The organism is Ferrigenium straubiae, assembly GCF_051257895.1.
Classification (GTDB): Bacteria; Pseudomonadota; Gammaproteobacteria; order Burkholderiales; family Gallionellaceae; genus Gallionella; species Gallionella straubiae.
In genome coordinates this window covers 1,380,879-1,407,317 of sequence record NZ_CP194331.1, presented here as the reverse complement: position 1 = coordinate 1,407,317, position 26,439 = coordinate 1,380,879, and the positions used below count along the sequence as shown (strand labels likewise).

General features: G+C 60.6%; 28 protein-coding genes. 16 read left to right on the top strand and 12 right to left on the bottom strand.

Features of this window, described 5'->3' with window-relative positions; translation table 11 throughout:
• Positions 1-20 precede the first annotated feature (20 nt).
• Both ACRRNM_RS06715 and ACRRNM_RS06710 read left to right on the top strand, forming a co-directional pair.
• The gene (locus ACRRNM_RS06715; RefSeq protein ID WP_435627460.1) at positions 21-2,270 is read left to right on the top strand and encodes an Orn/Lys/Arg decarboxylase N-terminal domain-containing protein; all 2,250 of its coding nucleotides are present in this window, start codon (positions 21-23) and stop codon (positions 2,268-2,270) included.
• Positions 2,271-2,281: 11 nt separating this feature from the next.
• The gene (locus ACRRNM_RS06710; RefSeq protein WP_435627459.1) at positions 2,282-2,668 is read left to right on the top strand and encodes an RNA-binding S4 domain-containing protein; all 387 of its coding nucleotides are present in this window, start codon (positions 2,282-2,284) and stop codon (positions 2,666-2,668) included.
• 26 nt (positions 2,669-2,694) lie between these two features.
• Here the strand turns inward: ACRRNM_RS06710 and ACRRNM_RS06705 are convergent, their stop codons facing one another.
• From ACRRNM_RS06705 to ACRRNM_RS06690, 4 genes are all read right to left on the bottom strand, one after another.
• Positions 2,695-2,973 carry a hypothetical protein gene (locus tag ACRRNM_RS06705; RefSeq protein WP_435627458.1) on the bottom strand — a complete coding sequence of 93 codons (279 nt, stop codon included), beginning with the start codon at positions 2,971-2,973 and terminating at the stop codon, positions 2,695-2,697.
• Between the two features lie 71 nt (positions 2,974-3,044).
• Positions 3,045-4,964, bottom strand: a complete 1,920-nt coding sequence (locus ACRRNM_RS06700) for a peptidase U32 family protein (protein ID WP_435627457.1) — start codon at positions 4,962-4,964, stop codon at positions 3,045-3,047.
• Positions 4,965-4,975: 11 nt separating this feature from the next.
• A complete protein-coding gene (locus tag ACRRNM_RS06695; RefSeq protein ID WP_435627456.1) occupies positions 4,976-5,461 on the bottom strand; it encodes a dihydrofolate reductase in 486 nt (161 codons plus the stop codon).
• Positions 5,458-6,252, bottom strand: coding sequence for a thymidylate synthase (locus tag ACRRNM_RS06690; RefSeq protein WP_435627455.1), 795 nt, complete (start codon positions 6,250-6,252; stop codon positions 5,458-5,460). The genes ACRRNM_RS06695 and ACRRNM_RS06690 overlap by 4 nt, the downstream gene beginning before the upstream one ends.
• 67 nt (positions 6,253-6,319) lie before the next feature.
• Between ACRRNM_RS06690 and ACRRNM_RS06685 the strand changes: the two genes are divergently transcribed.
• From ACRRNM_RS06685 to ACRRNM_RS06655, 7 genes are all read left to right on the top strand, one after another.
• On the top strand, positions 6,320-7,762 hold the full coding sequence (locus ACRRNM_RS06685) for a M17 family metallopeptidase (protein WP_435627454.1): 1,443 nt from the start codon (positions 6,320-6,322) through the stop codon (positions 7,760-7,762).
• A gap of 316 nt (positions 7,763-8,078) precedes the next feature.
• A complete protein-coding gene (locus ACRRNM_RS06680; RefSeq protein ID WP_435627453.1) occupies positions 8,079-8,420 on the top strand; it encodes an SHOCT domain-containing protein in 342 nt (113 codons plus the stop codon).
• Between the two features lie 54 nt (positions 8,421-8,474).
• Positions 8,475-8,906 (top strand): hypothetical protein, encoded by a 432-nt coding sequence (locus tag ACRRNM_RS06675; protein WP_435627452.1) that lies wholly within the window; start codon positions 8,475-8,477, stop codon positions 8,904-8,906.
• A 435-nt stretch (positions 8,907-9,341) separates the two neighbouring features.
• A complete protein-coding gene (locus tag ACRRNM_RS06670; RefSeq protein ID WP_435627451.1) occupies positions 9,342-9,914 on the top strand; it encodes a hypothetical protein in 573 nt (190 codons plus the stop codon).
• 19 nt (positions 9,915-9,933) lie between these two features.
• Positions 9,934-10,320: a VOC family protein gene (locus tag ACRRNM_RS06665; protein ID WP_435627450.1), complete on the top strand. Its 387-nt coding sequence runs from the start codon at positions 9,934-9,936 to the stop codon at positions 10,318-10,320.
• Between the two features lie 163 nt (positions 10,321-10,483).
• Positions 10,484-10,981 (top strand): VOC family protein, encoded by a 498-nt coding sequence (locus ACRRNM_RS06660; RefSeq protein WP_435627449.1) that lies wholly within the window; start codon positions 10,484-10,486, stop codon positions 10,979-10,981.
• Positions 10,982-11,161: 180 nt separating this feature from the next.
• Positions 11,162-11,809, top strand: a complete 648-nt coding sequence (locus ACRRNM_RS06655; RefSeq protein ID WP_435627448.1) for an arylesterase — start codon at positions 11,162-11,164, stop codon at positions 11,807-11,809.
• Here the strand turns inward: ACRRNM_RS06655 and ACRRNM_RS06650 are convergent.
• Entirely contained in the window at positions 11,802-12,086 is a 285-nt protein-coding gene (locus tag ACRRNM_RS06650) for an acylphosphatase (protein WP_435627447.1), read from the bottom strand. The genes ACRRNM_RS06655 and ACRRNM_RS06650 overlap by 8 nt on opposite strands.
• 198 nt (positions 12,087-12,284) lie before the next feature.
• Between ACRRNM_RS06650 and ACRRNM_RS06645 the strand changes: the two genes are divergently transcribed.
• Complete coding sequence (locus ACRRNM_RS06645) at positions 12,285-12,563, top strand: hypothetical protein (RefSeq protein ID WP_435627446.1); 279 nt, start codon at positions 12,285-12,287, stop codon at positions 12,561-12,563.
• Positions 12,564-12,709: 146 nt separating this feature from the next.
• Positions 12,710-13,129: a VOC family protein gene (locus ACRRNM_RS06640; protein ID WP_435627445.1), complete on the top strand. Its 420-nt coding sequence runs from the start codon at positions 12,710-12,712 to the stop codon at positions 13,127-13,129.
• Positions 13,130-13,151: 22 nt separating this feature from the next.
• Here ACRRNM_RS06640 and ACRRNM_RS06635 read toward each other — a convergent pair whose 3' ends face one another.
• From ACRRNM_RS06635 to ACRRNM_RS06615, 5 genes are all read right to left on the bottom strand, one after another.
• Positions 13,152-13,547, bottom strand: coding sequence for a YqaA family protein (locus ACRRNM_RS06635; RefSeq protein ID WP_435627444.1), 396 nt, complete (start codon positions 13,545-13,547; stop codon positions 13,152-13,154).
• Between the two features lie 26 nt (positions 13,548-13,573).
• Positions 13,574-14,272, bottom strand: a complete 699-nt coding sequence (locus tag ACRRNM_RS06630; RefSeq protein ID WP_435627443.1) for a DUF4197 domain-containing protein — start codon at positions 14,270-14,272, stop codon at positions 13,574-13,576.
• A gap of 100 nt (positions 14,273-14,372) precedes the next feature.
• The gene (locus ACRRNM_RS06625; RefSeq protein WP_435627442.1) at positions 14,373-16,259 is read right to left on the bottom strand and encodes a sensor domain-containing diguanylate cyclase; all 1,887 of its coding nucleotides are present in this window, start codon (positions 16,257-16,259) and stop codon (positions 14,373-14,375) included.
• 73 nt (positions 16,260-16,332) lie between these two features.
• Positions 16,333-17,772, bottom strand: coding sequence for a dihydrolipoyl dehydrogenase (gene lpdA / locus ACRRNM_RS06620; protein ID WP_435627441.1), 1,440 nt, complete (start codon positions 17,770-17,772; stop codon positions 16,333-16,335).
• 50 nt (positions 17,773-17,822) lie between these two features.
• The gene (locus ACRRNM_RS06615) at positions 17,823-19,082 is read right to left on the bottom strand and encodes a glutamate-5-semialdehyde dehydrogenase (protein ID WP_435627440.1); all 1,260 of its coding nucleotides are present in this window, start codon (positions 19,080-19,082) and stop codon (positions 17,823-17,825) included.
• A gap of 78 nt (positions 19,083-19,160) precedes the next feature.
• On the opposite strand from ACRRNM_RS06615, the gene trpC reads away from it, so the two are divergent.
• Positions 19,161-19,949 (top strand): indole-3-glycerol phosphate synthase TrpC, encoded by a 789-nt coding sequence (trpC, locus tag ACRRNM_RS06610; RefSeq protein ID WP_435627439.1) that lies wholly within the window; start codon positions 19,161-19,163, stop codon positions 19,947-19,949.
• A gap of 243 nt (positions 19,950-20,192) precedes the next feature.
• Here the strand turns inward: trpC and ACRRNM_RS06605 are convergent, their stop codons facing one another.
• Together ACRRNM_RS06605 and ACRRNM_RS06600 are read right to left on the bottom strand one after the other, a co-directional pair.
• Positions 20,193-20,609: an OsmC family protein gene (locus tag ACRRNM_RS06605; RefSeq protein ID WP_435627438.1), complete on the bottom strand. Its 417-nt coding sequence runs from the start codon at positions 20,607-20,609 to the stop codon at positions 20,193-20,195.
• 16 nt (positions 20,610-20,625) lie between these two features.
• A complete protein-coding gene (locus tag ACRRNM_RS06600; protein WP_435627437.1) occupies positions 20,626-21,393 on the bottom strand; it encodes a YdcF family protein in 768 nt (255 codons plus the stop codon).
• 87 nt (positions 21,394-21,480) lie between these two features.
• On the opposite strand from ACRRNM_RS06600, the gene ACRRNM_RS06595 reads away from it, so the two are divergent.
• Genes ACRRNM_RS06595 through ACRRNM_RS06580 form a run of 4 tightly spaced genes read left to right on the top strand, consistent with a single transcriptional unit; the run spans position 21,481 to position 26,414 of the window.
• Positions 21,481-22,707 carry an alpha/beta hydrolase gene (locus tag ACRRNM_RS06595; protein ID WP_435627436.1) on the top strand — a complete coding sequence of 409 codons (1,227 nt, stop codon included), beginning with the start codon at positions 21,481-21,483 and terminating at the stop codon, positions 22,705-22,707.
• A gap of 13 nt (positions 22,708-22,720) precedes the next feature.
• On the top strand, positions 22,721-23,473 hold the full coding sequence (locus ACRRNM_RS06590) for a glycerophosphodiester phosphodiesterase (protein WP_435627435.1): 753 nt from the start codon (positions 22,721-22,723) through the stop codon (positions 23,471-23,473).
• Positions 23,470-25,032 carry a glycerol-3-phosphate dehydrogenase/oxidase gene (locus ACRRNM_RS06585; protein WP_435627434.1) on the top strand — a complete coding sequence of 521 codons (1,563 nt, stop codon included), beginning with the start codon at positions 23,470-23,472 and terminating at the stop codon, positions 25,030-25,032. Before ACRRNM_RS06590 ends, ACRRNM_RS06585 begins: the two co-directional genes overlap by 4 nt.
• Complete coding sequence (locus ACRRNM_RS06580; protein ID WP_435627433.1) at positions 25,029-26,414, top strand: FGGY family carbohydrate kinase; 1,386 nt, start codon at positions 25,029-25,031, stop codon at positions 26,412-26,414. The genes ACRRNM_RS06585 and ACRRNM_RS06580 overlap by 4 nt, the downstream gene beginning before the upstream one ends.
• Positions 26,415-26,439: the final 25 nt, after the last annotated feature.

Genomic DNA, 26,439 nt, shown 5'->3' with positions numbered 1-26,439 from the left:
ACTATGCAAAGGAGCTCAACATGAAGTTCCGTTTTCCTATTGTTATTATCGATGAAGACTTCCGCTCCGAAAACGCCAGCGGGCTAGGCATCCGTGCGCTGGCCTCGGCAATCGAGGCCGAGGGTATGGAGGTGCTCGGCGTCACCAGCTACGGCGACCTGACTTCGTTCGCGCAGCAGCAGAGCCGCGCGTCGGCGTTTCTGCTGTCCATCGACGACGAGGAATTCGGCGGCGGCAGCGCGGAAGAGACGGAGGTCGCGCTGAAATCGCTGCGCGCCTTCGTCAGCGAGATCCGCTTCAAGAATGCCGACATCCCGATCTACCTGTACGGCGAGACGCGCACCTCGCGGCATATCCCGAACGACGTTTTGCGCGAGCTGCACGGCTTCATCCACATGCACGAGGATACGCCGGAGTTCGTGGCACGCCACATCATCCGCGAAGCCAGATCCTATCTGGATTCACTCGCGCCGCCGTTCTTCCGCGCGCTGCTGCACTACGCGCAGGATGGCTCGTATTCCTGGCACTGTCCGGGACACTCGGGCGGCGTGGCGTTCCTGAAATCGCCGGTCGGCCAGATGTTCCACCAGTTCTTCGGCGAGAATATGCTGCGCGCCGACGTGTGCAATTCGGTGGACGAGCTCGGTCAATTGCTCGACCACACCGGCCCGGTGGCGGCATCGGAGCGCAACGCGGCGCGCATTTTTAACGCCGACCACCTGTTCTTCGTCACCAACGGCACCTCGACCTCGAACAAGATCGTGTGGCATTCGACGGTCGCGCCGGACGACATCGTGGTGGTGGACCGCAACTGCCACAAATCCATCCTGCATGCCATCATGATGACCGGCGCAGTACCGGTGTTCCTGATGCCGACGCGCAACCACTACGGCATCATTGGGCCGATCCCGAAATCCGAGTTCGAGCCGGCCAACATCCAGAAGAAGATCGACGCCAACCCGTTCATCAAGGACAAGACCAGGAAGCCGCGCATCCTGACCATCACGCAGAGCACTTACGACGGCGTGGTGTACAACGTCGAGATGCTCAAGGAGATGCTGGACGGGCGCATCGATACGTTACATTTCGACGAGGCCTGGCTGCCGCATGCGGCCTTCCACAGCTTCTACAAGGACATGCACGCCATCGGCAAGTACCGGGCACGCGCGAAGGAGTCGATGATCTTCTCCACGCAGTCCACGCACAAATTATTGGCCGGGCTGTCACAGGCCTCGCAGATCCTGGTGAGCGAGCCGCAGACGCGCAAGCTGAACAGCCATGTGTTCAACGAGGCTTACCTGATGCACACCTCGACCAGCCCGCAGTACGCCATCATCGCCTCGTGCGACGTGGCCGCCGCGATGATGGAGCCGCCCGGCGGCACCGCGCTGGTGGAAGAGAGCATCGCCGAGGCGATGGACTTCCGCCGCGCGATGCGCAAGGTGGACGAGGAATTCGGCAAGGACTGGTGGTTCAAGGTGTGGGGGCCGGAGAAGATCGCCGAGGAAGGCATCGGCTCGCGCGAGGACTGGGTGCTGAAGACCGGTGACAAATGGCACGGCTTCGGCAAGCTGGCCTCCGGCTTCAACATGCTCGACCCGATCAAGGCCACCATCATCACGCCGGGGCTCAACCTCAACGGCAACTTCGACGACACCGGCATCCCCGCCGGGATGGTGACCCGATACCTCGCCGAGCACGGCGTCATCGTCGAAAAATGCGGCCTGTATTCCTTCTTCATCATGTTCACCATCGGCATCACCAAGGGCCGCTGGAACACGCTGCTCACCGCGCTGCAGCAGTTCAAGGACGACTACGACAAGAATCAGCCGATCTGGCGCATCCTGCCGGAATTCGCCGCGCGCTTTCCGCAGTACGAGCGCACCGGCCTGCACGACCTGTGCCAGCAGATCCATGACACCTATCGGACGCGCAACGTCGCCAAAATGACCACCGAGATGTACCTCTCGGATATGCAGCCGGCGATGAAGCCGTCCGATGCCTTCGCGAAGATGGCGCACGACGAGATCGAGCGCGTCGAGATCGACCACCTCGAAGGGCGCATCACCGCGGTGCTGCTGACTCCCTACCCGCCGGGCATCCCGCTGCTGATTCCAGGCGAGCGCTTCAACAAGACCATCGTGGACTACCTGAAGTTCGCGCGCGACTTCAACCGACAGTTCCCCGGCTTCGAGACCGACATCCACGGCTTGGTCGCGGAGCAGAACGGCGAGACACGCTACTACGTGGACTGCGTGAAGCAGGACTGAATCTTCCGGCAATGACCGAGGAAGCCGGCAAGCTGCGCATCGACAAATGGCTGTGGGCGGCGCGCTTCTACAAGACGCGCAGCCTCGCCGCTGATGCGGTGGAAGGTGGCAAGGTTCTGGTCAACGAGGCACGCATCAAACCCGCCAGGGCGGTTGCCATCGGCGACCGGCTGGACATCCGCATCGGGCAATACCGCTTCGAGGTCGAAGTGCTCGCACTGTCCGGCAAGCGCGGCCCCGCACCGGAGGCGCAGAAACTCTATCGCGAATCCGACGACAGTCGCGCGCAGCGTGCCGCCCTTGCCGCGCAGATCAAGGCGATGCCGCAACCGGCCTTCAAGGGCAGGCCCACCAAACGCGACCGGCGCGAGATCGAACGGTTCAAGCTCGGGGAATGAAGCACCGCGTGTTGCTAAATGGGGCGCTACTCACCCGCACATTTTGCAATGGCGGCATCGTTCTCCAGCTCCAGGCAATGCCTCAGATCGAGATTTTTGGAGCGGGACGATTTCGCCTTGGCGGGAGTTGAAGGCTTCGCCTCTGGCTGAGGTTCCTGCACAGGGGCGGGGGCAGCCGGTTTGGCAGTTGCTGCCGGCTGCGCTACGGGAGGCTGTATCTTGCCCTTCGCCTCTTCGGCGGAAAGCGCCGCACCGCTGAATGACAATGCCGCAACAACAATCAGATTCGCAATTGTGGTCTTCATGCATCGCTCCCCAGGAAGGATGAGACCCCAATGTACCGGAGCCGGCTGGTTTTGGCTATCCGTAGAAGTGCTTACCCAATCGAGGGCGGCGGGCTCTTCAGGACATGCTTCTTCGCCCTGCCGATCACGTGCATCTCGCACTTCTTGCAGTCGAATTCCAGCCTTAGCTTCTCGCTGCCGTTGACCAGCATCATCGGATCGGCGCGCACCTGGCCGTGCACCCCGGTCACGCCCCTGGCCTGTTTCGGGCACAGGCTCATGGAGTAGCGGATGCAGTGGCGCGTGATCATCAGCGAGACTTCGCCTGTTTTCTCGTGCGCCTCGTAGGCGGCCTCGATCAGCTTCACGCCATGCTTCGCATAGAAGGCGCGCGCCGCCGGGTTATACACGTTGGCGAGATAGGAGAGGGATTCCTCGGGATACTTTGCGGGTGGCTCGACCGCGGCCTTGCGCGGCGGGCGGACGCAGGCCTTGAGACGCGCGGCTTCGAGTTGCTCCACGGCGTCGCGGCGCAGCTTGTTGAGTGCGGAACTCGGCACGAACCAGGGTTGCGACCAATCGATCGTGAGTGCGGCCAGTTCGAAATCGCTGTTGCCGAAGCGGTCGAGCTGTTCGCGCAACTTCTCCTCTGCTTCCGCCGGATGCTGCGCGGGTTGCCTGTCGAGGGTGATGCTCGCGGTCGCGCCGATGCCGTCCTCGTCCTGCAGCGTGAGCGAGAATCCTTCGGCAGTTTCGGTAAATATCGCATTAATGCCGATGCGGCGTTCGGCTGATTTTTTCGCGAGCACCTGTTCCCAGGCATGGTCGCGGTTGCGGCTGATAACGATGCCGGAGCGCAGGCCCTTCAGGGTGTGCATCGGTTCGTTCGGGAAGATTCTCCAGACTTTGCCTTTGCGCTCAACCACGTTCGCCTGCAGGCCGATGACTTCGCGCTGGTGCAGGTAATTCAGCCCGTCGCTGTTTGCCAAGGCCTCGTTCGATTCGATCTCGAACCACTTGTCGCCGATCTGCGTTACCGCGCCCAGTTCCAGGCCGGTGAAGGTGGGCGTGTCGAACGCGCCGATGTCGGCCTTGCGGCCCTGCGTGAAATAATCCGTCGCGCCACGGTGGAAGCTCTTGTCCGGGTTGGGCGTGAACAGCAGCCTGGTTTTCCCGCTCGATGCGCGCGCGAGGTCGCTGCGCCCTTCGAGAATTCCGTCGAGCAGCTTCCGGTAATGCCCGGTGATGTTCTTCACGTAGGCCGCATCCTTGTAGCGCCCCTCGATTTTGAAGCTGCGCACCCCGGCGGCGATCAGTGCGCGCAGGTTGTCGCTCTGGTTATTGTCCTTCATCGACAGCAGGTGTTTCTCGAACGCGACCACGCGGCCTTGCGCATCGCTCAGCGTATAGGGCAGGCGGCAGGCCTGCGAGCAGTCGCCGCGGTTGGCGGAGCGCCCGGTGTGCGCGTGGCTGATGTAGCACTGTCCGGAATAGGCGACGCACAGCGCGCCGTGGACGAAGTGCTCGATCACGGTGTCGTCGGGCACGGCGGCGCGCACTTTCGCGATCTCGTCCAGCGTCAGTTCGCGCGCCAGCACGATCTGCGAGAAGCCCACGTCCGCGAGGAAGCGCGCCTTCTCGGGCGTGCGGATGTCGCACTGCGTTGAGGCGTGCAGCGCGATGGGCGGCAGGTCGAGTTCCAGCAAACCCATGTCCTGCACGATCAGCGCATCCACGCCCGCGTCGTAGCAGTCATGGGCGAGCTTGCGCGCTGCTTCCAGCTCGGCGTCATGCAGGATGGTGTTGAGTGTGACGTAGATGCGTGCGTGGTAGCGGTGCGCGTATTCGACCAGTCCTGCGATGTCGCTGATGGTGTTGCCCGCCTTGTCGCGTGCGCCGAACACCGGGCCGCCGATGTACACCGCATCCGCGCCGTGCAGGATGGCCTCGCGGCCAATGGCAGCGGATTTTGCGGGAGCGAGCAGCTCCAGGATTTGGAATTGATCTGGCATGCGGCGTGCGCCTAATTGCGGCGATAGGTGACGAAGTGGTATTCGAGCGGCTGGGGTTCGCTCTGGCTGCGCTTCTCTCGCTCGACTTCCCGCCAGACGTTCCGGTCGAATTCCGGAAAGTGCGCATCGCCTCCGACATCCTGCTGAATTTCGGTGATGTAGAGCGTGTCCGCGAGCGGCAGCGCCTCCACGTATATCTCCGCGCCGCCGACCACAAAGATCTCGTCGCCCGCACAGGCGGCAATCGCCTCTGCCAGCGAGTGCGCGACGATGCATCCGGGAAGCTTCAGGTCGCGGCTGCGCGTCACCACCACGGTGGTGCGCCCCGGCAGCGGCCTGCCGATGGAGTCGTAGGTCTTGCGCCCCATGACGATGTGATGCCCCATGGTGAGCGCCTTGAAATGCTTCAGGTCTTCCGGAATGCGCCAAGGCAGGGTGTTGTCGATGCCGATGGTGCGGTTCTGCGCCATCGCGACCAGGATGGAGAGGCTGGTCATACTGCTACCGGCGCCTTGATGGCAGGATGCGGGTCGTAGCCTTCGAGCGTGAAGTCTTCGAACTTGAACCCGAAAATATCTTTTACTTCTGGGTTGATGCGCATGGTCGGCAGCGGACGCGGTTCGCGCGACAGTTGCAGCGCAACCTGCTCCATGTGGTTCGAATACAGGTGCGCGTCGCCAAAGGTGTGCACGAAGTCGCCGGGCTCAAGATCGCACACCTGCGCCATCATCATCGTGAGCAGGGCGTAGCTGGCGATGTTGAACGGCACGCCGAGGAAGATGTCGGCGCTACGCTGGTAGAGCTGACAGGACAGCTTGCCGTCGGCGACGTAGAACTGGAAGAACGCATGACAGGGCGCGAGCGCCATCTTGTCGAGATCGCCGACGTTCCATGCCGAGACGATCAGGCGGCGCGAGTCGGGATTCTTTTTGATCTGCTCCACCACCTCGGCGATTTGATCCACGGTGCGCCCGTCGGCAGTGGCCCACGAGCGCCACTGCTTGCCGTACACAGGGCCGAGATTGCCGTGTTCATCCGCCCATTCGTCCCAGATCGATACGCCGTTTTCCTTGAGATAGCGGATGTTGGTGTCGCCCTGCAGGAACCACAGCAGTTCGTGGACGATGGACTTCATGTGGCACTTCTTTGTGGTCACCAGCGGAAAGCCCTGCGAGAGGTCGAAGCGCATCTGGTAGCCGAACACGCTGACCGTGCCGGTGCCGGTGCGGTCGGATTTTTTCGTGCCGTGGGTCAGCACATGCTGCATGAGATCAAGATATTGGCGCATAAAGATTCGGGATGCGGGTCGGCGCTGTTTGTATAATGCGGGCGACACAAAACTAACGGAGGCGCAAATGCTAGCACAACTTACCCTTTCCCAGACTCTGCCCAAGGATATAGCCGCGCAGCATCTGCTGGTGCTGCTGCCGAAGGCCAAGGTGCTACCGAAGGATTTGCCGCACGGCAGCCTGCTTGCCACGGTGCTCAAGCGGCGCGACATGAAGGCCGACGAGCTGGCAAAATCGCCGGTCACCGCGAATGCTGGAAACGGCGCGCTGGTGGCGTGGGGCATGCTGGATTTTGAAAAGGACACCTTCGCGCAGCAGGTGCAGGTGCGCAAGGCCTTGCAGTTGCTGCTGGGAGAAAGCCCCAGGAGCATCGGCATCGTCGTGCTCGGCGATGAGGCGCAGCGCAAACGCGCCGCCGAGCTGGCGGTGTACGGCGCATGGGTGAACGGCGCGCTGCTGCCGGTGCACAAGAAGAAGGACGAGCGCAAACCGCTGCAGAAGATCGAGCTGTATGGTTTTGCCGACAAGAAAATTTTCGCGCCGCTCAAGGCGCAGGCCGAAGGCAATTTGCTGTGCCGCTGGCTGACCGTATTCCCGCCGAACGAGCAGACGCCGGGGTTGTACCGCGCACAGATAAAAAAACTGGCGCAGCAACACGGCTGGAAGCACGAAGAATTCGACATGAAGAAGCTGCGCAAAATGGGCGCGGGCGCGTTCGTCGCAGTGGCGCAGGGCAGCGATCCGGAAGACGCCGCCATCGTGCATCTGTCGTACCGGCACACCAAGGCGAAGCGGACCGTCGCGCTGGTCGGCAAGGGCATCTGCTTCGACACCGGCGGGCACAACCTCAAGCCTTCGCGCTACATGCACAACATGCACGAGGACATGAACGGCTCGGCGGTGGCGCTCGGCATCCTGCTGGCCGCGACGCAGCAGAAGCTGGCGGTGAATATCGACTGCTGGCTCGCGCTGGCGCAGAACCACATCAGCCCCAAGGCGTACAAGCAGAACGACATCGTCACGGCGCTCAACGGCACCACCATCGAGATCATCCACACCGATGCCGAGGGCAGGATGGTGCTGGCCGATACGCTGACCCTCGCGGCGCGCGCCAAACCCGACCTGATGATCGACTTCGCCACGCTCACCGGCAGCATGGCGACGGCCGTGGGGGCGCGCTATTCGGGAGTGATGGGCAACCGCGACGAACTGGTGCGGCGTGCGGTGAGCGTGAGCAAGCAATGCGGCGAGCGCCTGTGTGCCTTTCCCATGGACGAGGACTACGAGGCCGGGCTGGAGTCCAAGGTCGCCGACATCATGCAGTGCTCACAGGCCGGTGAGGCCGACCATATTCTGGGCGCGTGCTTCCTCAAGCGCTTCGTGGACGACAAACCGTGGCTGCACATCGACCTTTCCGCGAGCCGCTGCGAAGAGGGGCTGGGCATCGTCGCAAGCGACGTGACCGGGTTCGGCGTGGGCTGGGGGCTGGGGATGCTGGGCGGTGGTTAGTGGAAAAAATGACTGAGGGTTGCTAAGTGCGGCCATCCTCAACAAAGGATAGAAGTGGCAGCTTTACACCTCTTCTAAGCAAACCTCATTCTCCGAGACTATGCCGAAATATCTATGTATTCCGGTCTATATGCTCAAGCCAAGCAATGTGATTGAATGCTCTTCGTGTGGCGTGTCTCCTTATTCATAATGTAATAAAGGGGCGCAGGAATTCATAAATGCAAAATATTCATCAGGATCGGTGCGAAAAGTGTCTGTCTCTATATTAAAAAATATCTGGGCCCATGGGTCTCTACAATAACTGTTAGGCTTGGATATGAATAATTTGAATTTTTTGTTAGAAATTAAGGACTCAACTATGAACAGGATTATTTTTCTTCCAGTGTTGGTGGTATTGCTAAGTTCATGCGCACACCACCCTGCTGATTGCGCAATTGGTATTCCTTGGTCTGATTGCTTGTCTGGAACAGCTGGGTATAACAACGGTGGTGGCTCAGATACCAGAGAAACAGAATTAAAGATCAAAATGGCCGAGGAAAAAGCTAAGAGCAAAGATTTATATACAGAGCTAACCAAACTGGATGAATTAAGAAAGAAAGGTCTCCTGACAGAGGACGAATACAATGTACAAAAGAAGAGAATTTTGGATAAACATTAAATTCGCCCTCGGGCCTGCGCGATAAACCGTGCAGGCCGGTGAAAGCTCTTCATCATGAAGCTATTTGCAGCGTTACGCGAAGATACCCAGCAAGGCTGGATTTGGTTGCAGGATGCAAACCTTCCGGTTCGCTCCATCGTGAAAATCACAAACCCTGCAAATGGCAAGTGTATTTATTGCGAGGCGCTGCAAATCGAAAATAACTTTCTTCGTGGATATAACCAATCTCCTCGAATCAGTATTACTGACCCACAGGCTGCGCTTGTAATTGGTGGTTGGTATCGCGCTGCACTAGGCAACCTATCTACCCAAGTAGATATTCCTCTAAACATAAAACCATCAAATGGTTGGTGGGGAAAATTCAAAGCCTGTATAGATCATCCACAAATCATTGTTCGTGTGGCTGCTTGGCTTGGTGCTATTGGCCTATTTCTTGGTATCGTTGGTCTTGTGCTTGGTGTGTTGAGCTTATGCCCAAAAGCCTAACACTGCATTCGAGAGGGACACGCCAAAAGTGGCGCGCCCCTCAATTTGAACGTTGAATGTCTGGTATTGAACAAGGACCGACGAAATTTTGAGACAGCTGGAAGGGCCGCTATGACCTTGGATTCAGCCAGCGCATTCAATATGACCGGCTGTCATGGGGCGTCGATGCCCTTATTGAGCGGCGATTGTGCCGTAAGTAGAAGGCGCAGACAAACCGACCAGCATCGAATTCCTTCCCGGTTAATGCTGATAAAACTCCTCAAGCATTGCTTCGCTCGGCAATCCTGTCGCGCGGTGCGCCGGTTCTCTCCAGCCTGCTAAGGTAAACACCGTATAGCGCCTTTTGTGTGCGAGGGGCATTATTCGCCCCATCGAATCCGTCAATCGCTGGCGGATGATTTTCTTCTTCTACGCACCGGACCCGAGGAGGCAGCCATGGACAGACTGGATAAAATCGTAAGTGCTGTGGCGATGATCGCGGCATCGTTTGCATTGGCAGCCGATGCCTGCGCCGCAACCGCGAAGGCATCGGCCAAGGAAAATAAAATGATTGCGAGCGCGATGGCAGCGGCGCCGGCCGGGATTGCAAAGGGCGCGACCATCGTGGCGATGGAGGCCGACGGCAAAATGCGCACCCTGCGTCAGGGGACGAACGGCTTTACCTGCATGCCGGACAATCCGGCGACTCCCGGTCCCGACCCCATGTGCATGGACATGAACGGCATGGAATGGGTTCATGCATGGCTTGCGCACAAGAACCCCGCCCCGGGGAAGATTGGTTTCATGTACATGCTTGCCGGAGGTACGGACGCGAGCAATACCGATCCCTATGCGACCAAGCCCGATGCCGGGAATCACTGGATCAAGACCGGGCCTCACGTGATGATCGTCGGGGCGGATGCCGGGTTTTACGATGGCTATCCGAAGAGCGCGGACCCGGATACATCAGCCCCCTACGTGATGTTTCCGGATACGCCGTACCAGCATCTGATGGCGCCGGTGAAGTGATCCCGCACAGGGTCGCCCCATGGATCTGCTGATAAACCTCGACGTTGACGATCTCGAAAAGGCGATCCGCTTCTACGGATCGGCGTTCGGGCTGAAGGCCGGGCGCCGCTTCGGCGACGACACGGTGGAGATGCTGGGTGGGCCCTGTCCGATCAATCTGCTTGCCAGGGCGGCGGGTACGGCGGCATCGGGCACGACGCCGGAGCGGCGGAGATACGAGCGGCATTGGACGCCGCTACACCTTGATTTTGTGGTTGCGGACATCGAGTCCGCCGCGCAGCAGGCCGTCTCGGCGGGAGCGATTCTCGAGAGTCCCATCGCAACATACGAGTGGGGCAGCGCGGCACTGATGGCCGATCCCTTCGGGCATGGCTTCTGTCTGGTCCAGTTTTCCGCGCACGGATAAGAAAAGGCCTCCGGTCAAGGCGCGAAGCCGGGATGCCCGGCATGCAAAGAAACCGCACTTTGCATGCCTCCGGGCAGGAGTAGGCGGATCGGCTCCAATCGTAGATGGCCGGAAATCGGCATTCGCAGCACGCAATCGAACCAGACTGATCGGGAGAAACGCCATGCAGGCCATTCAAAAGATCATCCCCTGTTTGTGGTTTGACGATCAGGCCGAAGAGGCGGTCGGGTTTTATACCGCCATCTTCCGGAATTCAAAAATCGTCGACACCACCCGATACGGAGAAGCTGGGCATGAGATTCACGGGAGACCGGCGGGTACGGTGATGACGATTGCATTCGAGCTCAATGGGCAGTCGTTTACCGCACTCAACGGCGGCCCGGTATTCAGATTCAACGAGGCCATCTCGCTCCAGGTCAACTGCAAGACGCAGGAGGAAGTGGACTATTACTGGGAGAAGCTGTCCGAGGGTGGAGATGAACAGGCGCAACAATGCGGCTGGCTCAAGGACAAATATGGCGTTTCATGGCAGGTGGTTCCCGGCGTGTTGCCCAAGATGGTCGGTGATCCAGATTCCGAAAAATCCCAGAGAGCCATGGAGGCTATGCTCCGGATGAGAAAGATCGACATTGAGGAACTGAAGCGGGCATATGCCGGATAGCATTTGGCGAGGGGAACGAAATGCCACAGATTGCTCTGATATTGCTGGCTTGCCTGGTCTTGGCCGGTTGTACGAAATGTGCAGATGTGAAGCCCGCCCGGCAAACTCCGCCGGAAACTTCTCAGGAGGCTCCGGCGGAGACTTTGCCTCTGATGAGGCCGAGGGCGGCTCCCTTCTTCGATGATTGACGGCCTGCCCATCCGGCGCTTTCTCCTGCTGGTCTCCGCCGCCGTCCTTGTCGCCGCCTGCGGCGGCAAGGCGAAGGAGGAGGCGCTTCCTGCCAGCAGCCGGGTAGTGGCGCTGGGGGACAGCATCACCGCCGGATTCGGCGTGGCTTCCGGGGAGGCTTGGCCCGGGTTGCTGGCGAACCGCACGGGATGGGTTGTCATTAACGGCGGAGTGAGCGGCGATACCAGCGGCGGCGCCCTGCAGCGCCTGCCGGCGCTTCTGGAGGAACACAAGCCGGTTCTGGTGCTGGTCGCGCTGGGAGGTAACGACATGCTGCGCCGCCTTCCCGAGCAGGAGACCGTCGCCAATCTGGGGAAGATACTTGCAGCGATAAAGGCTCACGGGGCGAAGCCGGTGCTGCTGGCGACGCCGAAGCCGAGCGCCATGGGCGCCGTCTTCCAGAATCTGTCTGCGGCGGATTTCTACCGCAGGGTGGCCGAGGAGCAGCAGGTGCCGTTGATCGAAGACGCGATCGCCGAGGTGCTGTCCGATCCGCAACTGAAGGGCGATCCCCTGCATCCCAATGCAGCAGGGCACAAGCTATTGGCGCAGAAGATTTTCGATGCGCTGAAGGCTATCGGCTACGCTGCTTCTAAATGACCTCGAAGCCGGTGTAGCTGCCCTCATGCGGCTCGATCTCGATTTGTTCCACCTGCGCGCGCTCCGGGCCGCGCCGCGCCCAGCGCACGATGGCATCCACGTCGGCCGGGGCGCCCTGCACCGCGGCTTCCACTGTGCCGTCGCTGCGGTTGCGCACCCAGCCGGTAATCGCCAGGTTTTGCGCCTCGCGGCGCATCGAGTCGCGGAAGTACACCCCTTGCACGCGGCCGTGGATCACGAGCCGGAGCGTTTTCTTGGACATAGCCTGGATGGTCATGTTTTCCCTCATGCAATAAATTAAATGGGATTCGCACATTCAGTGGATGGTGTTGCAACTTCTCCTGGTCACATGCGGGTAATTTTTATCTTTAGTTGGAAAATATGCGGAGGGGGAGTAAATTGCCGACGTTGGTGTCTGCTCCACGATATGCAAATGTCTGGGTCGTTAGTCTGCTGTTAAGAATATGAAATGCTCATGAAGAAAATTGTATTGCTTATGCTGCCAATCCTTGTTGTTACAGTCTTTCCGAAAGCCGGTATTGCGGGGGTATTTTATCAAAACTGTCAGATGTGCCACGGATTGGACAAGAAGAGTAGTGTGGCGAAGCTGACCAAGGCTGGCCTGCTAAAGAAATTTAAAACCAAAGATAAGCTTATAGCGGGAGCAAAGGCCGCAAAAGATCCTGATATGGAATCTATCCGGGATGATGTGGCGCTTCTGAAGGAAGCCGCGGATGATCTCGGTTTAAAGTAACCCGGTTTTAATTCCGGGCGGTATCGGCTGGGTGGCAATGCGGGCAGCCGCCAAAAGAATCCAAAGCGTTTCCGGCTAGGTGTTATTCCCGATTCTCCGCCGAAACAGACGTCGCTACCATGGTTGATAGTTCAGGGAGGATGCACATGAAAGCCCGGATTACTCTCATTACCCTCGGCGTGGACGATCTGGAAAGGTCGCTGCAGTTCTATCGCGATGGCCTCGGCCTTAAGACGGAAGGCATCATCGGCAAGGAGTTCGAATACGGAGCCGTGGCCTTCTTTGACTTGCAGGCCGGCCTGAAGCTTGCGATCTGGCCGCGCAAGAGCATTTCCCGCGATACGGGCATTCCGCTGGCCGGCGCAAGCCCCACCGAATTCACGCTCGGGCATAACGTCTCGTCAAGGGAGGAAGTCGACGCGGTGATGGAGCAGGCAAAAAAAGCCGGTGCCGTGATCGTGCCTGCCCAGGAGGCCTTCTGGGGCGGTTATTCCGGTTACTTTCAGGACCCCGACGGGCATCTGTGGGAGGTGGTGTGGAATCCGCAGTGGGCGATGCCGCAGTGAGGCGATATTTCGTACCCACGGCTCAGGTGACGGCTGCTGCAATCACCCAGTAGCGCGCGAATTTACCCAATGCCATGAACAGCGCAGCCTGCCACCAGTTGAGGCGCAGCCATCCCGCGGCGAGGCACAGCGCGTCGCCGATCAGCGGAACCCAGGCGAGCAGCAGCGCGGGCGTGCCGTAGCGGCGCAGTTTATCGACATGTTTGAGCTGCTGGGTCTGCGGCAGCAGCCAGCCCATGCCGAAGCTCACCATGCCGCCCAGCGTGTTGCCGAGCGTGGCGATCGTGAGCGCGGGCCAATAGGTTTCCGGGTAGGCCTTGAGCACGCCGAACAGCACTGCTTCCGAGCCACCGGGCAGCAGCGTGGCGGCGAAGAAGCTGCCGAGGAACAGCGACAGGAGGCTGGCGGTGTCGCTCATGCGAAGGTTGAGCGCGGTAGCCGGGGCTAGAACTTGATCGCCGAGAAAACTTTTTTCGCGAGGCTGCCGGTCGCCTGCAGCGGATTCGCGCGGATCGCCTTCTCCTGTTCCGCCATCGTCAGGAATAATCCATCCAGCGCCTTGCGCGTGATGTAGTCGTCGAGCTTGGCATCGCGCTCGTCCACCAGCCCGAACTTCGTACCCTTGCCTGCGAACTGGTCGTATTTTTCCGCGACCTTCACCTTCAGCATCGCCTTGTCGATGATGGGTTTGAATTTGCCCGCCAGCGCTGCTTCGGTGTTCTTGCGGAAGTACTGCGTCGCGGCATCATCGCCGCCGGTGAGGATGCCCTTCGCGTCTTCCACGGACATCTTCTTGACCGCGCCGACCAGCAGGGTCTTCGCTTCCGGTACGGCGGCTTCGGCGGCGCGATTCATCGAGGTGACCAGCTCGTCCGCATACTTGCCCATGCCGAACTTGCGCATCATGCCATCGATTTTTTGCAGGCTCTCCGGCAGCGGGATGCGCACCTTGTCGTTGCCGAGATAGCCATTTTCTTTGGCCAGATTTTTCACCGCGGTTTCCGCACCTTGGGTTAGCGCCTGCTTCAGGCTCGTGACCTGATCCTTGTTGCTGAAACTGGAAAGATCGACGGCAGATGCACAGGTTGTGACAAACAGAAACGAGGCAACGAAAATGGTGCGAATGAGATTATGCGTTTGCATGGCGGGATTCCTTGAATAATTAACCTGAAAATCGGAGCTGATGCCCCCGGCTCAACTGCCTCGTGCTTCTCCTGAATGCCTTGCGGCTGCGACCGGGTCGCTAACCTGCGATGCACACCCTGTTGCGCCCGCTTTCTTTGGCCTGGTAAAGCGCCTTGTCGGCCTGAGCGAGCAGAATGTCGAGATTGGTGTTTTTTTCTTTCAGCGCAGTCACGCCGATGGATACCGTGAATTGCAGCGGAGATCCTGCCTCCAGCACGACATGGGTGCCTTCGACCCGCTCCCGCAGGCGCTCCGCCACCTCAGTCGCGCTTGGCAGGTCGGTTTCCGGCAGCAATACGGCGAACTCCTCGCCGCCGATGCGCCCGATAACATCCACCGTACGCAAAGCCTCGCGCAGGATGTCCCCCAGCCGTTGCAAAACCGTATCGCCCGCCTTGTGGCCATGAGTGTCGTTGATGCCCTTGAAGTGATCGATATCGATCATGAAAAGGGAGAGCGTGTTGCCGTAGCGCTGCACGCGCGAAAGCTCGACCTGCCCCTGTTCCATGAAATGGCGCCGGTTGAACAGGCCGGTCAAATAGTCCTGGCGGGCCTGCTGTTCGAGCTTGTCCTGAAGTTCCTTGCGCTCGGTGATATCTTCGTTGGTGCCCACCATGCGCACCGGCTTCCCGGCGGCATCGCAATGGACGCGCGCTCGCGCATGAATGATACGCACGACGCCATCGCCGCGTCGGATGCGGAAATTCAGATCATAAGGAGCCCCTTTCTCCAGGGTTGCCTTCAATGCGGCCTCCGCATTCGGCATGTCTTCCGGCAGCATGGCATCTTGCCATGCATCATAGGTAAGAGCAGTCGTTTGCGGAACACCATAGAGCGCATACATGGAATCGTCCCAGACCAGTTTGCCTGCCACCAGTTGGTAGTCCCACACGCCGACACCCGACGCCTCGGTAGCGAGCTGGAGCCGCTCCGCACTGAGACGCAAATTGGCGGCTGCTTCGATCGCCTGGCGCTCTGAAATCCGCCGGTAACGCTGGTAGGTATACAGTCCGGCAAAGGAAACCATGGCGATCAGTCCGAACAACAAGATCTTTATCAACGCATTGCGTCGCCAGGACACGAAAATCTGGTCGTAATTGCGGCTGGCCCCCACTACCAAGGATTTATCCATGTTGAGCGTGCTGGGCTGGACAGTGCGCAGCGCCATCATCCTGAAGTCGTTGGTCACCAGCACCATCCCGGTAAGCACTGAGGCCTGCTGCCCGCTCAGCCTGTGCCGGGAGAACATGGTGTCGGGTGAATTCAGGTCAATGCCCTGGCTGCCTTCCCGTTCCGGGATCAGCAGGAACAGCTTCCCGTCACCGTGGCTGACGGTATCCCACATATCCGGCGCATATAGCACGGATGACAGCAACGTCTTGAAGTATTCCGGGTCGAGCGAGGCGGTGATGACTCCGGCAAACTCACCCCGCGGGCCCGGAACCATCCGCGTAACATTCATAACATAAACATCGTTGGCGGCTTTGAAGGGCGGTGAGATGTAGAGCCTGGTTGCGTCCGGATGTTGCCTGACTGCCTGGAAATAATCACGGTGAGCAAAATTTCCGCCCACGTACTCGGCCATATTCGACGCGATCAATGTGCCCGATGCATCAATGAAACCAAGGAAACGGATACCCGGCATGGCGTCGGTAAGCGCAGTGAGGCGGCGCATCATCCCCCGCTGCCCGGATGCAGCTCCCAGCTCGGGCAGGTCGCCAATGAAGCCTTCCAGCACAAGATTGGTGCTGAATAGCTGGCGCTCCAGGTTTTCGGCAATAACCCGCACTTGGGTCGTCAGCCTGTCCTGCTCGCGTTTCGTCGTGCGGTCATGCTCAAGATAGAGATCGAATGCGATTGCACCGGCCAGGGAGGTCAGGGCGAACACCAGCCCCAGCCATAAGGCCGGCACCGAGCCAGCTTTCGATTTATTTTCCACGGGCATAGTTGGGCACGCTACCGCAGTTGATGCTGAATATCTAATTTATGGTTTATAGGAAGGCTTCCCATTTCCGAACTCATCTTTTGCGCGGCGGCAACAGGTCGGTGATCGTACCTTCCGCCAGTTCCGCCGCGAAGCCGAGCGTCTCCGATAGGGTCGGGTGCGGGTGGATGGTCAGGCCGATGTCCTCCATATCGGCGCCCATTTCCAGCGCGAGCACCGCCTCGGCGATCAGTTCGCCCGCGTTCGCGCCGACGATGCCCGCGCCGAGGATGCGGCGTGTCTGCGGGTCGAGCAGTAGTTTGGTTGCGCCTTCCTCGCGGCCGATGGACAGCGCGCGACCCGACGCCGCCCACGGGAAGTTGGCCTTCTCGTAGGCTATGCCTTGTGCCTTGGCTTGCGTTTCGGTCAGCCCCATCCACGCGATCTCCGGATCGGTGTAGGCCACCGAAGGGATCGTCAGCGGCTCGAAGTAGGCCTTGTGTCCGGCGACGACTTCTGCCGCGACCTTGCCCTCGTGGCTCGCCTTGTGCGCGAGCATCGGCTCGCCGACGATGTCGCCGATGGCGTAGATGTGTGGTGCGCTGGTGCGCATCTGTTTGTCCACTTGAATGAAACCACGCTCGTCGATTGCTACCCCGGCGGTTTCCGCGCCGATGTTGCGCCCGTTGGGGTGGCGGCCGACGGTCAGCAGCACCTTGTCGTAGAGTTGCGGCTCAGGCGCCTGTTCGCCTTCGAAGGTTACCCGTAGGCCATTCTCTTGAGACTCGATCTTGCCGATCCTGGTCTTGAGGTAGATCGCCTCGTAGCGTTTTTCGATGCGCTTGTGCAGCGGGCGCACCAGGTCGTGGTCCGCGCCGGGAATCAGGCTGTCGGCGAGTTCAACCACCGAGATTTTCGAGCCGAGCGCGTCGTACACCGTGGCCATTTCCAGCCCGATGATGCCGCCGCCGACGATCAGCATGTGCTGTGGTACGTCCTGAAGCTGCAGCGCGCCGGTGGAATCGATGATGCGCGGATCGTCGTAGGGGAGGCCGGGGATGCGCGCCGCGCTGGAACCCGCCGCGATGATGGCGTGATCGAAGGTGACGGTCTTGCTGCCTTCGGCGGTTGCGACGATGAGGCTGTTGGGGCTGACGAACTTTGCTTCGCCCTGCACTACTTGCACCTTGCGCTGCCTGGCGAGCTGCTTCAGGCCGCCGGTAAGTCTCGCAACGACGCCGTCCTTCCAGGAGCGGATTTTGTCGAGGTCGATCTGCGGTTTGCCGAAGGTCACGCCGTGCTGCGCCGCTTCTTCGGCTTCGTTGATGACCTTGGCGACATGCAGCAACGCCTTGGACGGGATGCAGCCGACGTTCAGGCATACGCCGCCCAGCGTGGCATGTTTTTCGATCAGCACCACCTGCTTGCCGAGGTCGGCGGCGCGAAACGCGGCGGTATAGCCGCCGGGACCCGCGCCGAGAACCAGCACTTCGGCATGCAGGCTGTCTTCTTTCGCTTCGATGGGTTGGCTCATGTTGTTCTCCTGCAAGGGGTTTCAGGAAAGGCGCATGAAGCGCCACCCGGTTAGCTTCTTACCTGCCCGTTGCCCAGCACGATAAATTTCTGCGAGGTCAGCCCTTCCAGCCCGACCGGGCCGCGTGCGTGGATCTTGTCGGTGGAGATGCCGATCTCCGCGCCGAGGCCGTATTCGAAGCCGTCGGCGAAACGCGTCGAGGCGTTCACCATCACGCTGCTCGAATCCACCTCGCGCAGGAAGCGCATCGCCTTCGTGTAGTTCTCGGTGACGATGCTGTCGGTGTGCAGCGAGCCGTAGGTGTTGATGTGCGCGATTGCCTCGTCGAGATTCGCGACCACGCGCACCGCGAGGATAGGCGCGAGGTATTCGGTGAGCCAGTCTTCCTCGGTGGCGGCCTTCATCTGCGGAATGATCGCGCGCGCCGCAGTGTCGCCGCGCAGTTCGACATTCTTCTCAAGGTAGATTTTGCACAGCGGCGGCAGCACCTTGGCGGCAATTTCCTGCGCGACGAGCAGCGTCTCCATCGCGTTGCACACGCCGTAGCGGTGCGTCTTGGCGTTGTCGGCGATGCGGATCGCCTTGTCGAGGTCGGCCTCGTCGTCGATGTACACATGGCAGATGCCGTCGAGATGCTTGATCACGGGAATGCGCGCCTCCTCGGAGATGCGCGCGATCAGGCTCTTGCCGCCGCGCGGCACGATCACGTCCACGTAATCCTTCATGGTGATGAGTTCGCCGACCGCGGCGCGGTCGGTGGTGCTCACAACTTGCACGGCGGTTTCCGGCAGCCCGGCGGCGCGCAGCCCCGCATGCACGCAGGCCGCGATCGCCTGGTTGGAATGGATTGCCTCCGAGCCGCCGCGCAGGATCGCCGCATTGCCAGATTTCAGGCATAGCCCGGCGGCGTCCGCCGTGACGTTGGGGCGCGATTCGTAAATGATGCCGATCACGCCGAGCGGCACGCGCATCTTGCCGACCTGGATGCCGGAAGGGCGGTAGCTCATGCCGCTGATTTCGCCGATCGGGTCGGCCAGTTGCGCGATCTGGCGCAGCCCTTCGGCCATGCTCTTGATGGTTTTCTCGGTCAGCGTCAGGCGATCCACCGAGGCGGCGTCCAGCCCGCCGGCTTTGGCGGCGGCGACATCTTTCGCGTTCTCGGCGATGAGCCGCGCGCTGCCGTCGAGGATGGCGGAGGCGATGGCTTCCAGCGCGCGGTTCTTCGCGTTGGTGTCGGCCTGCGCCGTGACGCGCGAAGCCGCGCGGGCATGCTGTCCGACGGATTTCATGTATTGTTTGATTTCTTCCATGATGTTTCCCTGAAGCGAGTGGGGCGCATTTTAGCACTTGGGGTAAAATGCGCGCCTTTCTTGAAGGCAGGCGCAGCAATGTCCGACATCCTTAAAAAAATTCTTGCGGTGAAGGCTCAGGAAGTGAGCGACGCACTAGCTGGTAAGCCGCTTACAGCCGTTCGTGCCGAGGCGGAACAGGCCGCGGCGCCGCGCGATTTCACAGGCAGCATCCGCAGCAAAATTGCCACCGGCCAGGCCGCGGTGATCGCCGAGATCAAGAAGGCCAGCCCGAGCAAGGGCGTGCTGCGCGCCGATTTCCGCCCCGCCGAAATTGCCGTCAGCTACGCGCAACATGGAGCGGCGTGCCTGTCGGTGCTGACTGACGCGCAATTCTTCCAGGGCAGCGCGGAGTACCTGAAGCAGGCGCGCGCCGCCTGTGCGCTGCCGGTGCTGCGCAAGGATTTCATGGTGGATGAATACCAGATCTACGAGGCGCGCGCGATGGGGGCGGATGCGATCCTGCTGATCGCCGCCGCGCTGGATGTGGCGCAGATGCGCGCATTCGAGGCAGTGGCACATGGCCTCGGCATGGCGGTACTGGTGGAAGTGCACGACGGCGCGGAGCTGGATGCCGCGCTGCAACTGGCCACGCCGCTGATCGGCGTGAACAACCGCAACCTGCGCACCTTCGAGGTGAGCCTGCAAACCACGCTCGACCTGCTGCCGCGCATTCCCAAAGACCGCATCGTGGTCACCGAGAGCGGTATCCTCAAGGCGGAGGATGTCAGGCTGATGCGGGCCAATAAGGTGAACGCCTTCCTGGTTGGCGAGGCATTCATGCGCGCGGACGATCCGGGCGCGGAACTGGCGAAAGTGTTTGGATAAAAACTGCCGCCGCCGTTGCCGAATGTCGCCACACATGGATACAGAACCAGCCGACACGCCCGTAGATTGCAACAACTGCACCCACTATTACATTACCCATGACGCCCATTTCAGGTATGGCTGCCGTGCCCTTGATTTCAAAAGCCAGCGACTGCCGATCCTTGATGTCATAGAGGCGTCCGGGGAGTCGTGCCACTACTTCCAGGAAAAAAAGCGGGGCTCAAAGTAGCCCGTACTACGGCCCTATTCCTGAATCACCTCGAAGTCATGCGTGACCGCGGCGGTCGCGCCGAGCATGATGGAAGCCGAGCAGTATTTTTCGGCTGACAGTTTGATGGCTTTCTCGACCGCTTCGGGCTTGATGTCCTTGCCCTTTATGACGAAGTGCATGTGAATCTTGGTGAACACCTTGGGGTCGGTTTCAGCGCGTTCCGCTTCCAGTTCCACGCAGCAATCGGAGACCGCCTGGCGGCTTTTCTTCAGGATGGAAATCACGTCGAAGCTGGTGCAGCCGCCCGCGCCGAGCAGCAGCATTTCCATTGGTCGCGGGCCGAGGTTGCGCCCGCCGGCTGCCGGCGAACCGTCCATCAGGATCGCGTGGCTGCTTTCCGTTTCGCCCAGAAAAGAGACTTGTTCCACCCATTTGACGCGAGCTTTCATGTTGTTCCTTTATCAGCTAAATATTAGAGATTGCTAATTTTACACGATACCAGAGCAATCCAATAACTTCGTGGACGAAAATTCTGCTGTCGTGCAACGATCCGGCGTTGGGCAGGAAGGCGAACAGGTCGGTCCGGTAGCGCGTGGTAAAGGCGGTCGGCGCCTCGACGACCTCGAATCCCGAGCGGCGGAAGATATCGGCTGAGCGCGGCATGTGCCAGGCGTGGGTGACGAGATAGATTTTTTTGATGCCGGCCTTCTGCAGGGTCTGGAATGAGTAGCGCGCATTCTCGAAGGTATTGTCGGACGCATCTTCCGTCCAGCGCACCGGAACCTGGAAATCCTGTTCCAGCGAAGCGCGCATCTGCTGCGCCTCCGAAACGCTGTTGCCGAGCGGCCTGCCGCCGGTCACCAAAATGGGCTTGCCGGTCTCGCGCTGGAGCTTTGCGCCGTAGCGCAGGCGCACCAGCGCGGCATCGCTGATGGTGTCCTGCCCGGCATATTCCGGCGCATGGAAATAGGTTCCACCGCCGAGGATCACGATCGCATCGGCCTGCTGTTTTCCATCCAGCGCGGCGGTGCGCGCCTCCAGCAGGTGTAGCGCGCCCTCGGCAATATAGGGCGTGGAGGTAAGCCACAGCAGGCCGAAGGCGGTTAGCAGCAGCGACTTGGCAAATTTGCTGCGGCGGTAGAACAGGAGGATGCCCAGCGCCAGCAGGAGCAGCAGGCTCAGCGGCGGCAGCAGGAAGGCGGCGATGAAGTTGGTGATAAAAAACCAGGACATGATAGTTGGGTGTAACGAGCCGGCGATATTATGACATGCGGTATGATCTTCGATGAGAGGCTGCATGGTGTACTTCCAGCGGCTAGAATGTCCGGCAGAGGCGGTCACAAGATGGCGATGAACGGGATAGGGGGTGGTGAAGTACGCCTGGAGGCGAGGCATAGTCCATCCGGCGAGAGCGCCTGTTTCATCGGGGAAAGGCTGTCGTTTGGCGAGTATGTGCAGCGCACGACGGCGATGCTGCGGCGCGTGCATACCCGGCTTGGCGCAGCCGACCTGGAAAAGGCAATCGCCGGAAATGCGCCATTCGAGTTGCATCCCACAGGGGACGCGTGCAGGGGAAAGGACAAGACCTATCGGCGCGGCGTGCTGCTCACGCACGGCCTGACCGACTCACCTTATTTCATGCGTTATTTGGCCGGGTTTTTTCAGGAAAACGGTTTTCGTGCCATGACCCTGTTGTTGCCGGGACACGGCACACAACCCGGCGATTTGCTGGATGTCACCTGGCGGGAATGGAGCATGGCGGTGGCTTATGGCACGGACAGGCTTGCGGAGGAAGTCGATGAAGTCTACCTGGCCGGGCTTTCTGCCGGGGGCGGGCTGAGCGTTTACCAGAGCTTGTGCGATGACCGGGTGTGCGGCCTGTTTTTGTTTTCTCCCGCGCTTGAAATTACGCCGCGTGCGGCCTGGGCAAATCTGCACAGGCTGTATAGCTGGCTGATCCCGTCGGCGAAATGGGTCGGCATCAGGCTGGATAAAAGCCTCTACAAGTACGAGTCGCTTCCCAAAAATGCTGTTGCCCAAGTGCACGCGCTGACGAAAAAATTGAGCTCCTTGCTGCGGAAACATAAAGTCGGCATCCCGGTATTTGCCGCAGCCAGCCGGGACGATGTCACCGCCAATACGCAGGCAACCCTCGATTTCATGGCACGTGCATATCATCCCTCCAGCAAGCTGGTGCTCTATACCACCGACATAGAGAAATCACCGCCCGGCATCCCGGCGGAAAAACTGGAGTTGGTGAATAGCGTGGTGCCCGAGCAGAGGATATTAAGCTCCGCGCATACGTCCATCGTGCTACCGCCCGATGATGCCTACTACGGCGCGGAGGGAGTTTATTCCAACTCCATCCATTATTATCCCGGCGACATGGAAAAATATAACGCCTGCAACAACAGGCGCGAGGAGGTTTGGCAGGGAGAAATCACCGAGGCCAACCTTAAGGCAGGCGTCTTGCGGCGCTTGATGTACAACCCGAATTTTGCGGCGCTTAAAGTTTCAATGAAGCGGTTCATCGACAGTTTGCCGTGATTGCTTTCCCTAAATGACCCACTCCAGACAATCGCTGATATTTGCCCACCGTGGCGCCAACAGGGAAGCGGCGGAAAATACCCGCCCCGCTTTCGACCGGGCGCTGTGCTATGCGATCGACGGCATCGAAACGGACGTGCAGCTCAGCCGCGATGGAGTTGCCGTGCTGTGGCATGACCGATTTCTCGACAAGCTCGGCCTGCCCGGCAAGCGTATCGACGACTTCGATTATGCCGAGTTGCAGGCGATGGATTTCGCCGCGCATTTTTCTCCGGCGGCAGCGCCGGAAGGCATCATGAGCCTGCGCGAATTCCTTGCGGCATATCGTGCGCGCTGCCGCCTGTTGCTGGAGATCAAGAACCGCGAATGGGAGCAGCTTGCGCGGCATGAAGCCAAGGTCAGGCAGGTGCTGGAACTGGCCGGCGCGGTGGCGGACGATCGCATCCTGGTATCGTCATTCGACCTGAATAGCCTGCTCTACGCGCATAGCCGCGATCCGGACTTCCCCCTGGTGCTCAACCTGGAGCCGGAGCACGGCGCGGATTTCGCGCACGGGGTATTGCTTGCCCAGCCCTTCCTTTATGGTCTGTGCGTTCATGTCGATACACTGGATGAGGCCATGGTCGGCGTGCTGCGCGAGCACGGCAAGCGCATCGCGGTCTACACCTGCAACAGCGACGAAGAAATAAACCGTGCGCTCGCTTTGGGTGTGGACATCCTGATCAGCGATGTGCCGCAAGAGGCTTTGCAGATGAGGAACGGATGAAACGCGATTTTTCATTGCTGGCGGGCCGCCGGTTCGACCTGCTGGTCTGTGGCGGCGGCATCTATGGCGCGTGGACGGCTTACGATGCGGCCTTGCGCGGCTTGAGCGTCGCCATCGTGGAGCAGGGCGACTGGGCCAGCGCGACCTCTTCCGCATCCAGCAAGCTGATCCACGGCGGGCTGCGCTATCTGGAGTCGCTCGATTTTAAGCTGGTGAAGAAGGCGCTCGCAGAGCGGCAGATGCTGCTGGCGACGGCGCCGCATCGCGTCTGGCCGCTGCGCTTCGGCTTGCCGGTCTACGCGGACAGCCGTGTCGGCACCTTCCAGTTGAAGGCAGGGCTGTTCATGTACGACTCCCTTGCCGACCATCCGGGGCCGGAAATGGCCCACCGCCACTTCGACCGGGGAGCCTTCGCCGGGCGTTTTCCGTTTCTCGCTGGCGATGGATTGAAAGGCGGCTTCACCTATGGCGATGCTCAGACCGACGATGCGCGGCTGGTGCTGGAATTGGCCGCCGGCGCGATGGATGCCGGGGCGGTGTGCGTGAATTATTGCAAACTGACCGGATGGATTGAAACAAAGGGGCGGGTGAGCGGCGCAACGGCGCAGGATCAGCTTGACCACGCCAGTACTGAAGTTTCCGCGCGGCAGATCGTCAACACCACCGGCCAGTGGATGGCGGCATCGGAGCAGGGGCGAGGCTGGTGCAGGCTGGATAAGGGCACGCATCTGGTCATGCCGGCGCTGGTGACGGATGAGGCCTTGCTGCTGACCGCCAAGTCCGATGGCCGGGTGTTTTTCATGATCCCGTGGTACGGCATGACGCTGCTCGGTACCACCGATGAGGACTACGGCGGCGACCTTGATCGCATCGCTGTCGAGCCGAAAGAGGTCGACTACCTGCTGACTGAGGCCAACCGCTACCTCAAGACGGCGTGGACGGAAAAGGATGTGGTCGGCAGCTATGCCGGTTTGCGTGTGATGAAGCGCAGCGACGAGGCATCGCCCGCAGCTGTGAGCCGCGACTGGGAACTGAAGACCGCGGGCAACGGCGTGCATTACTCCATCGGCGGCAAGCTTACCTCGGCGCGCGAAGATGCGGCGTGTATCGTTGATGCCGTGTGCGCTGCGCTCGGCGTCGGCGCTGCCTGTGCGACCAGGCAACGGGATTTCCCCTGGAAGCCGCAGCAGGCTTTTTCGGCATGGCTGGAAGAAAACGGTGCGCATGCCAAACGCCTCGGTATCGATGCCGGAAGCGCGAAGTGGTTGCTGCGCCGCCATGGGCGGCGTGCCGAGGAGGTTTTTCGCCTTGTCGAGGAAAGGCCGCAACTCATGGGGCGCATCGTGCCCGACCTGCCCTTCATTTTGGCCGACCTGTTGTTTTGCGCCCGCGATGAGATGGCGGTGCATCTGTCCGATCTGCTGCGCCGCCGCTTGCCGCTGCTGATCCTGACACGATTGAATGAAAGCGATTTGCGCCGCCTGGCCGAACTGGTCGCACCGGTACTGGGCTGGGATGCGGGCAGGGTCGCGCAAGAGGTCGAGGCCTGCCCGCAGTGACGCGCGCTATCGCCCTCGATCTGGGTACGACCTCGGTCAAGGCCGGGCTGCTGTCCGGGGATGGCACGCTCAGCGGGATCGTTGCGCGGGTAGCGCCTGAAGTGACATCGGACGGCGGGCGCTACGAGAGCGATGCGCTGGTTTACGTCGAAGCTGCCGATGCGGTACTGGCCGAATGCCGGGCGCAGACGACAGCGTGTCCGCCGCTGGGCCTGTGCAGCCAGCGCTCCTCATTCCTGATCTGGGAGCGCGCCAGCGGGCGGCCGCTCACGCCGCTGATCTCGTGGCAGGACGATCGCGGCGCGGAGAGTTGCGCGGTGCTGCGCGGCGAGGAAAGCGTCATACGCGATCTCACCGGGTTGCCGCTGGCGGCCTATTACCTCGCCCCCAAACTGCGCGTACTGCTGCGCGGGAATCCGTCGTGGCGCAAACGGCTGGTCAGCGGCGAATGGCTGCTGGGGACGCTGGATACTTTTCTGATCTGGCGCTGGACCGGTGGCAGGCATCACCTGGCCGATGTTTCGATGGCGGCGCGCACCCTGCTGATGGACATACATAGCCAACAATGGTCGCCGGTGTTGTGCGAACTGTTCGGCGTTCCGCGCCAGGTGTTGCCGGAAATCTGGCCTTCCGCCGGGTGGGCACTGCCGCTGGAGAACGGCCTGACCCTGCAGGCCAGTGTCGGCGACCAATCGGCAGCCCTCGTGGCGAGCATCCACACAGGGCAGCCGGAAGCATTAGTTAACCTCGGGACGGGGGGCTTTGTCATCCGTTATCTCCCTCAGGGGCGCAATGTTCCCGATGGGTATCTGCAGACGCTGGTCTGGCAGGACAGTGCGGGGCAGGTGCATTTCGGTGGCGAGGGCACGCTCAATTCCATTGCGGCGGCGCTGGCGCCCTATGCGGTCGATGCCTGCCACATGGAGGATCTGGTGCGGGACGATATCTTCTGTCTTGCCGAACCGGGTGGGCTGGGAGCGCCCTATTTCAAGGGGGATTTCGGGGTGACGTTCTCAGCACCGGCCGAGCGGTTGCCGGCGCAACGCGTTGCGGCGCTGTTGCTGGAAGGAATCATCTTCCGGGTGGCGCGCATCCTTGAGGACATGCACCGTGAATTCGGCATCGAGCGCGTCTATTTGTCGGGAGGGTTGTCCAATCTACCTTGTCTGCAACAGGGGATTGCACGGTGCGTTCCATTCGCAACTACCTACCGCCTGCTGCAGGCGGATGCCAGCCTGGTTGGCGCGGCACGCTTGGCGGCGGACTCGTCCCTCGCCGATACCCGGCTTGCGGAGAAGATAGAGGCTGGCCGGGATGCGCCGCAACTGCCCGAAAAGTATGCGCGCTGGAAGGTTTGGCTGGACGGCCTGTTGTGCGTGTGAGCGGGTGATTGTGCGGCAGCGTGTT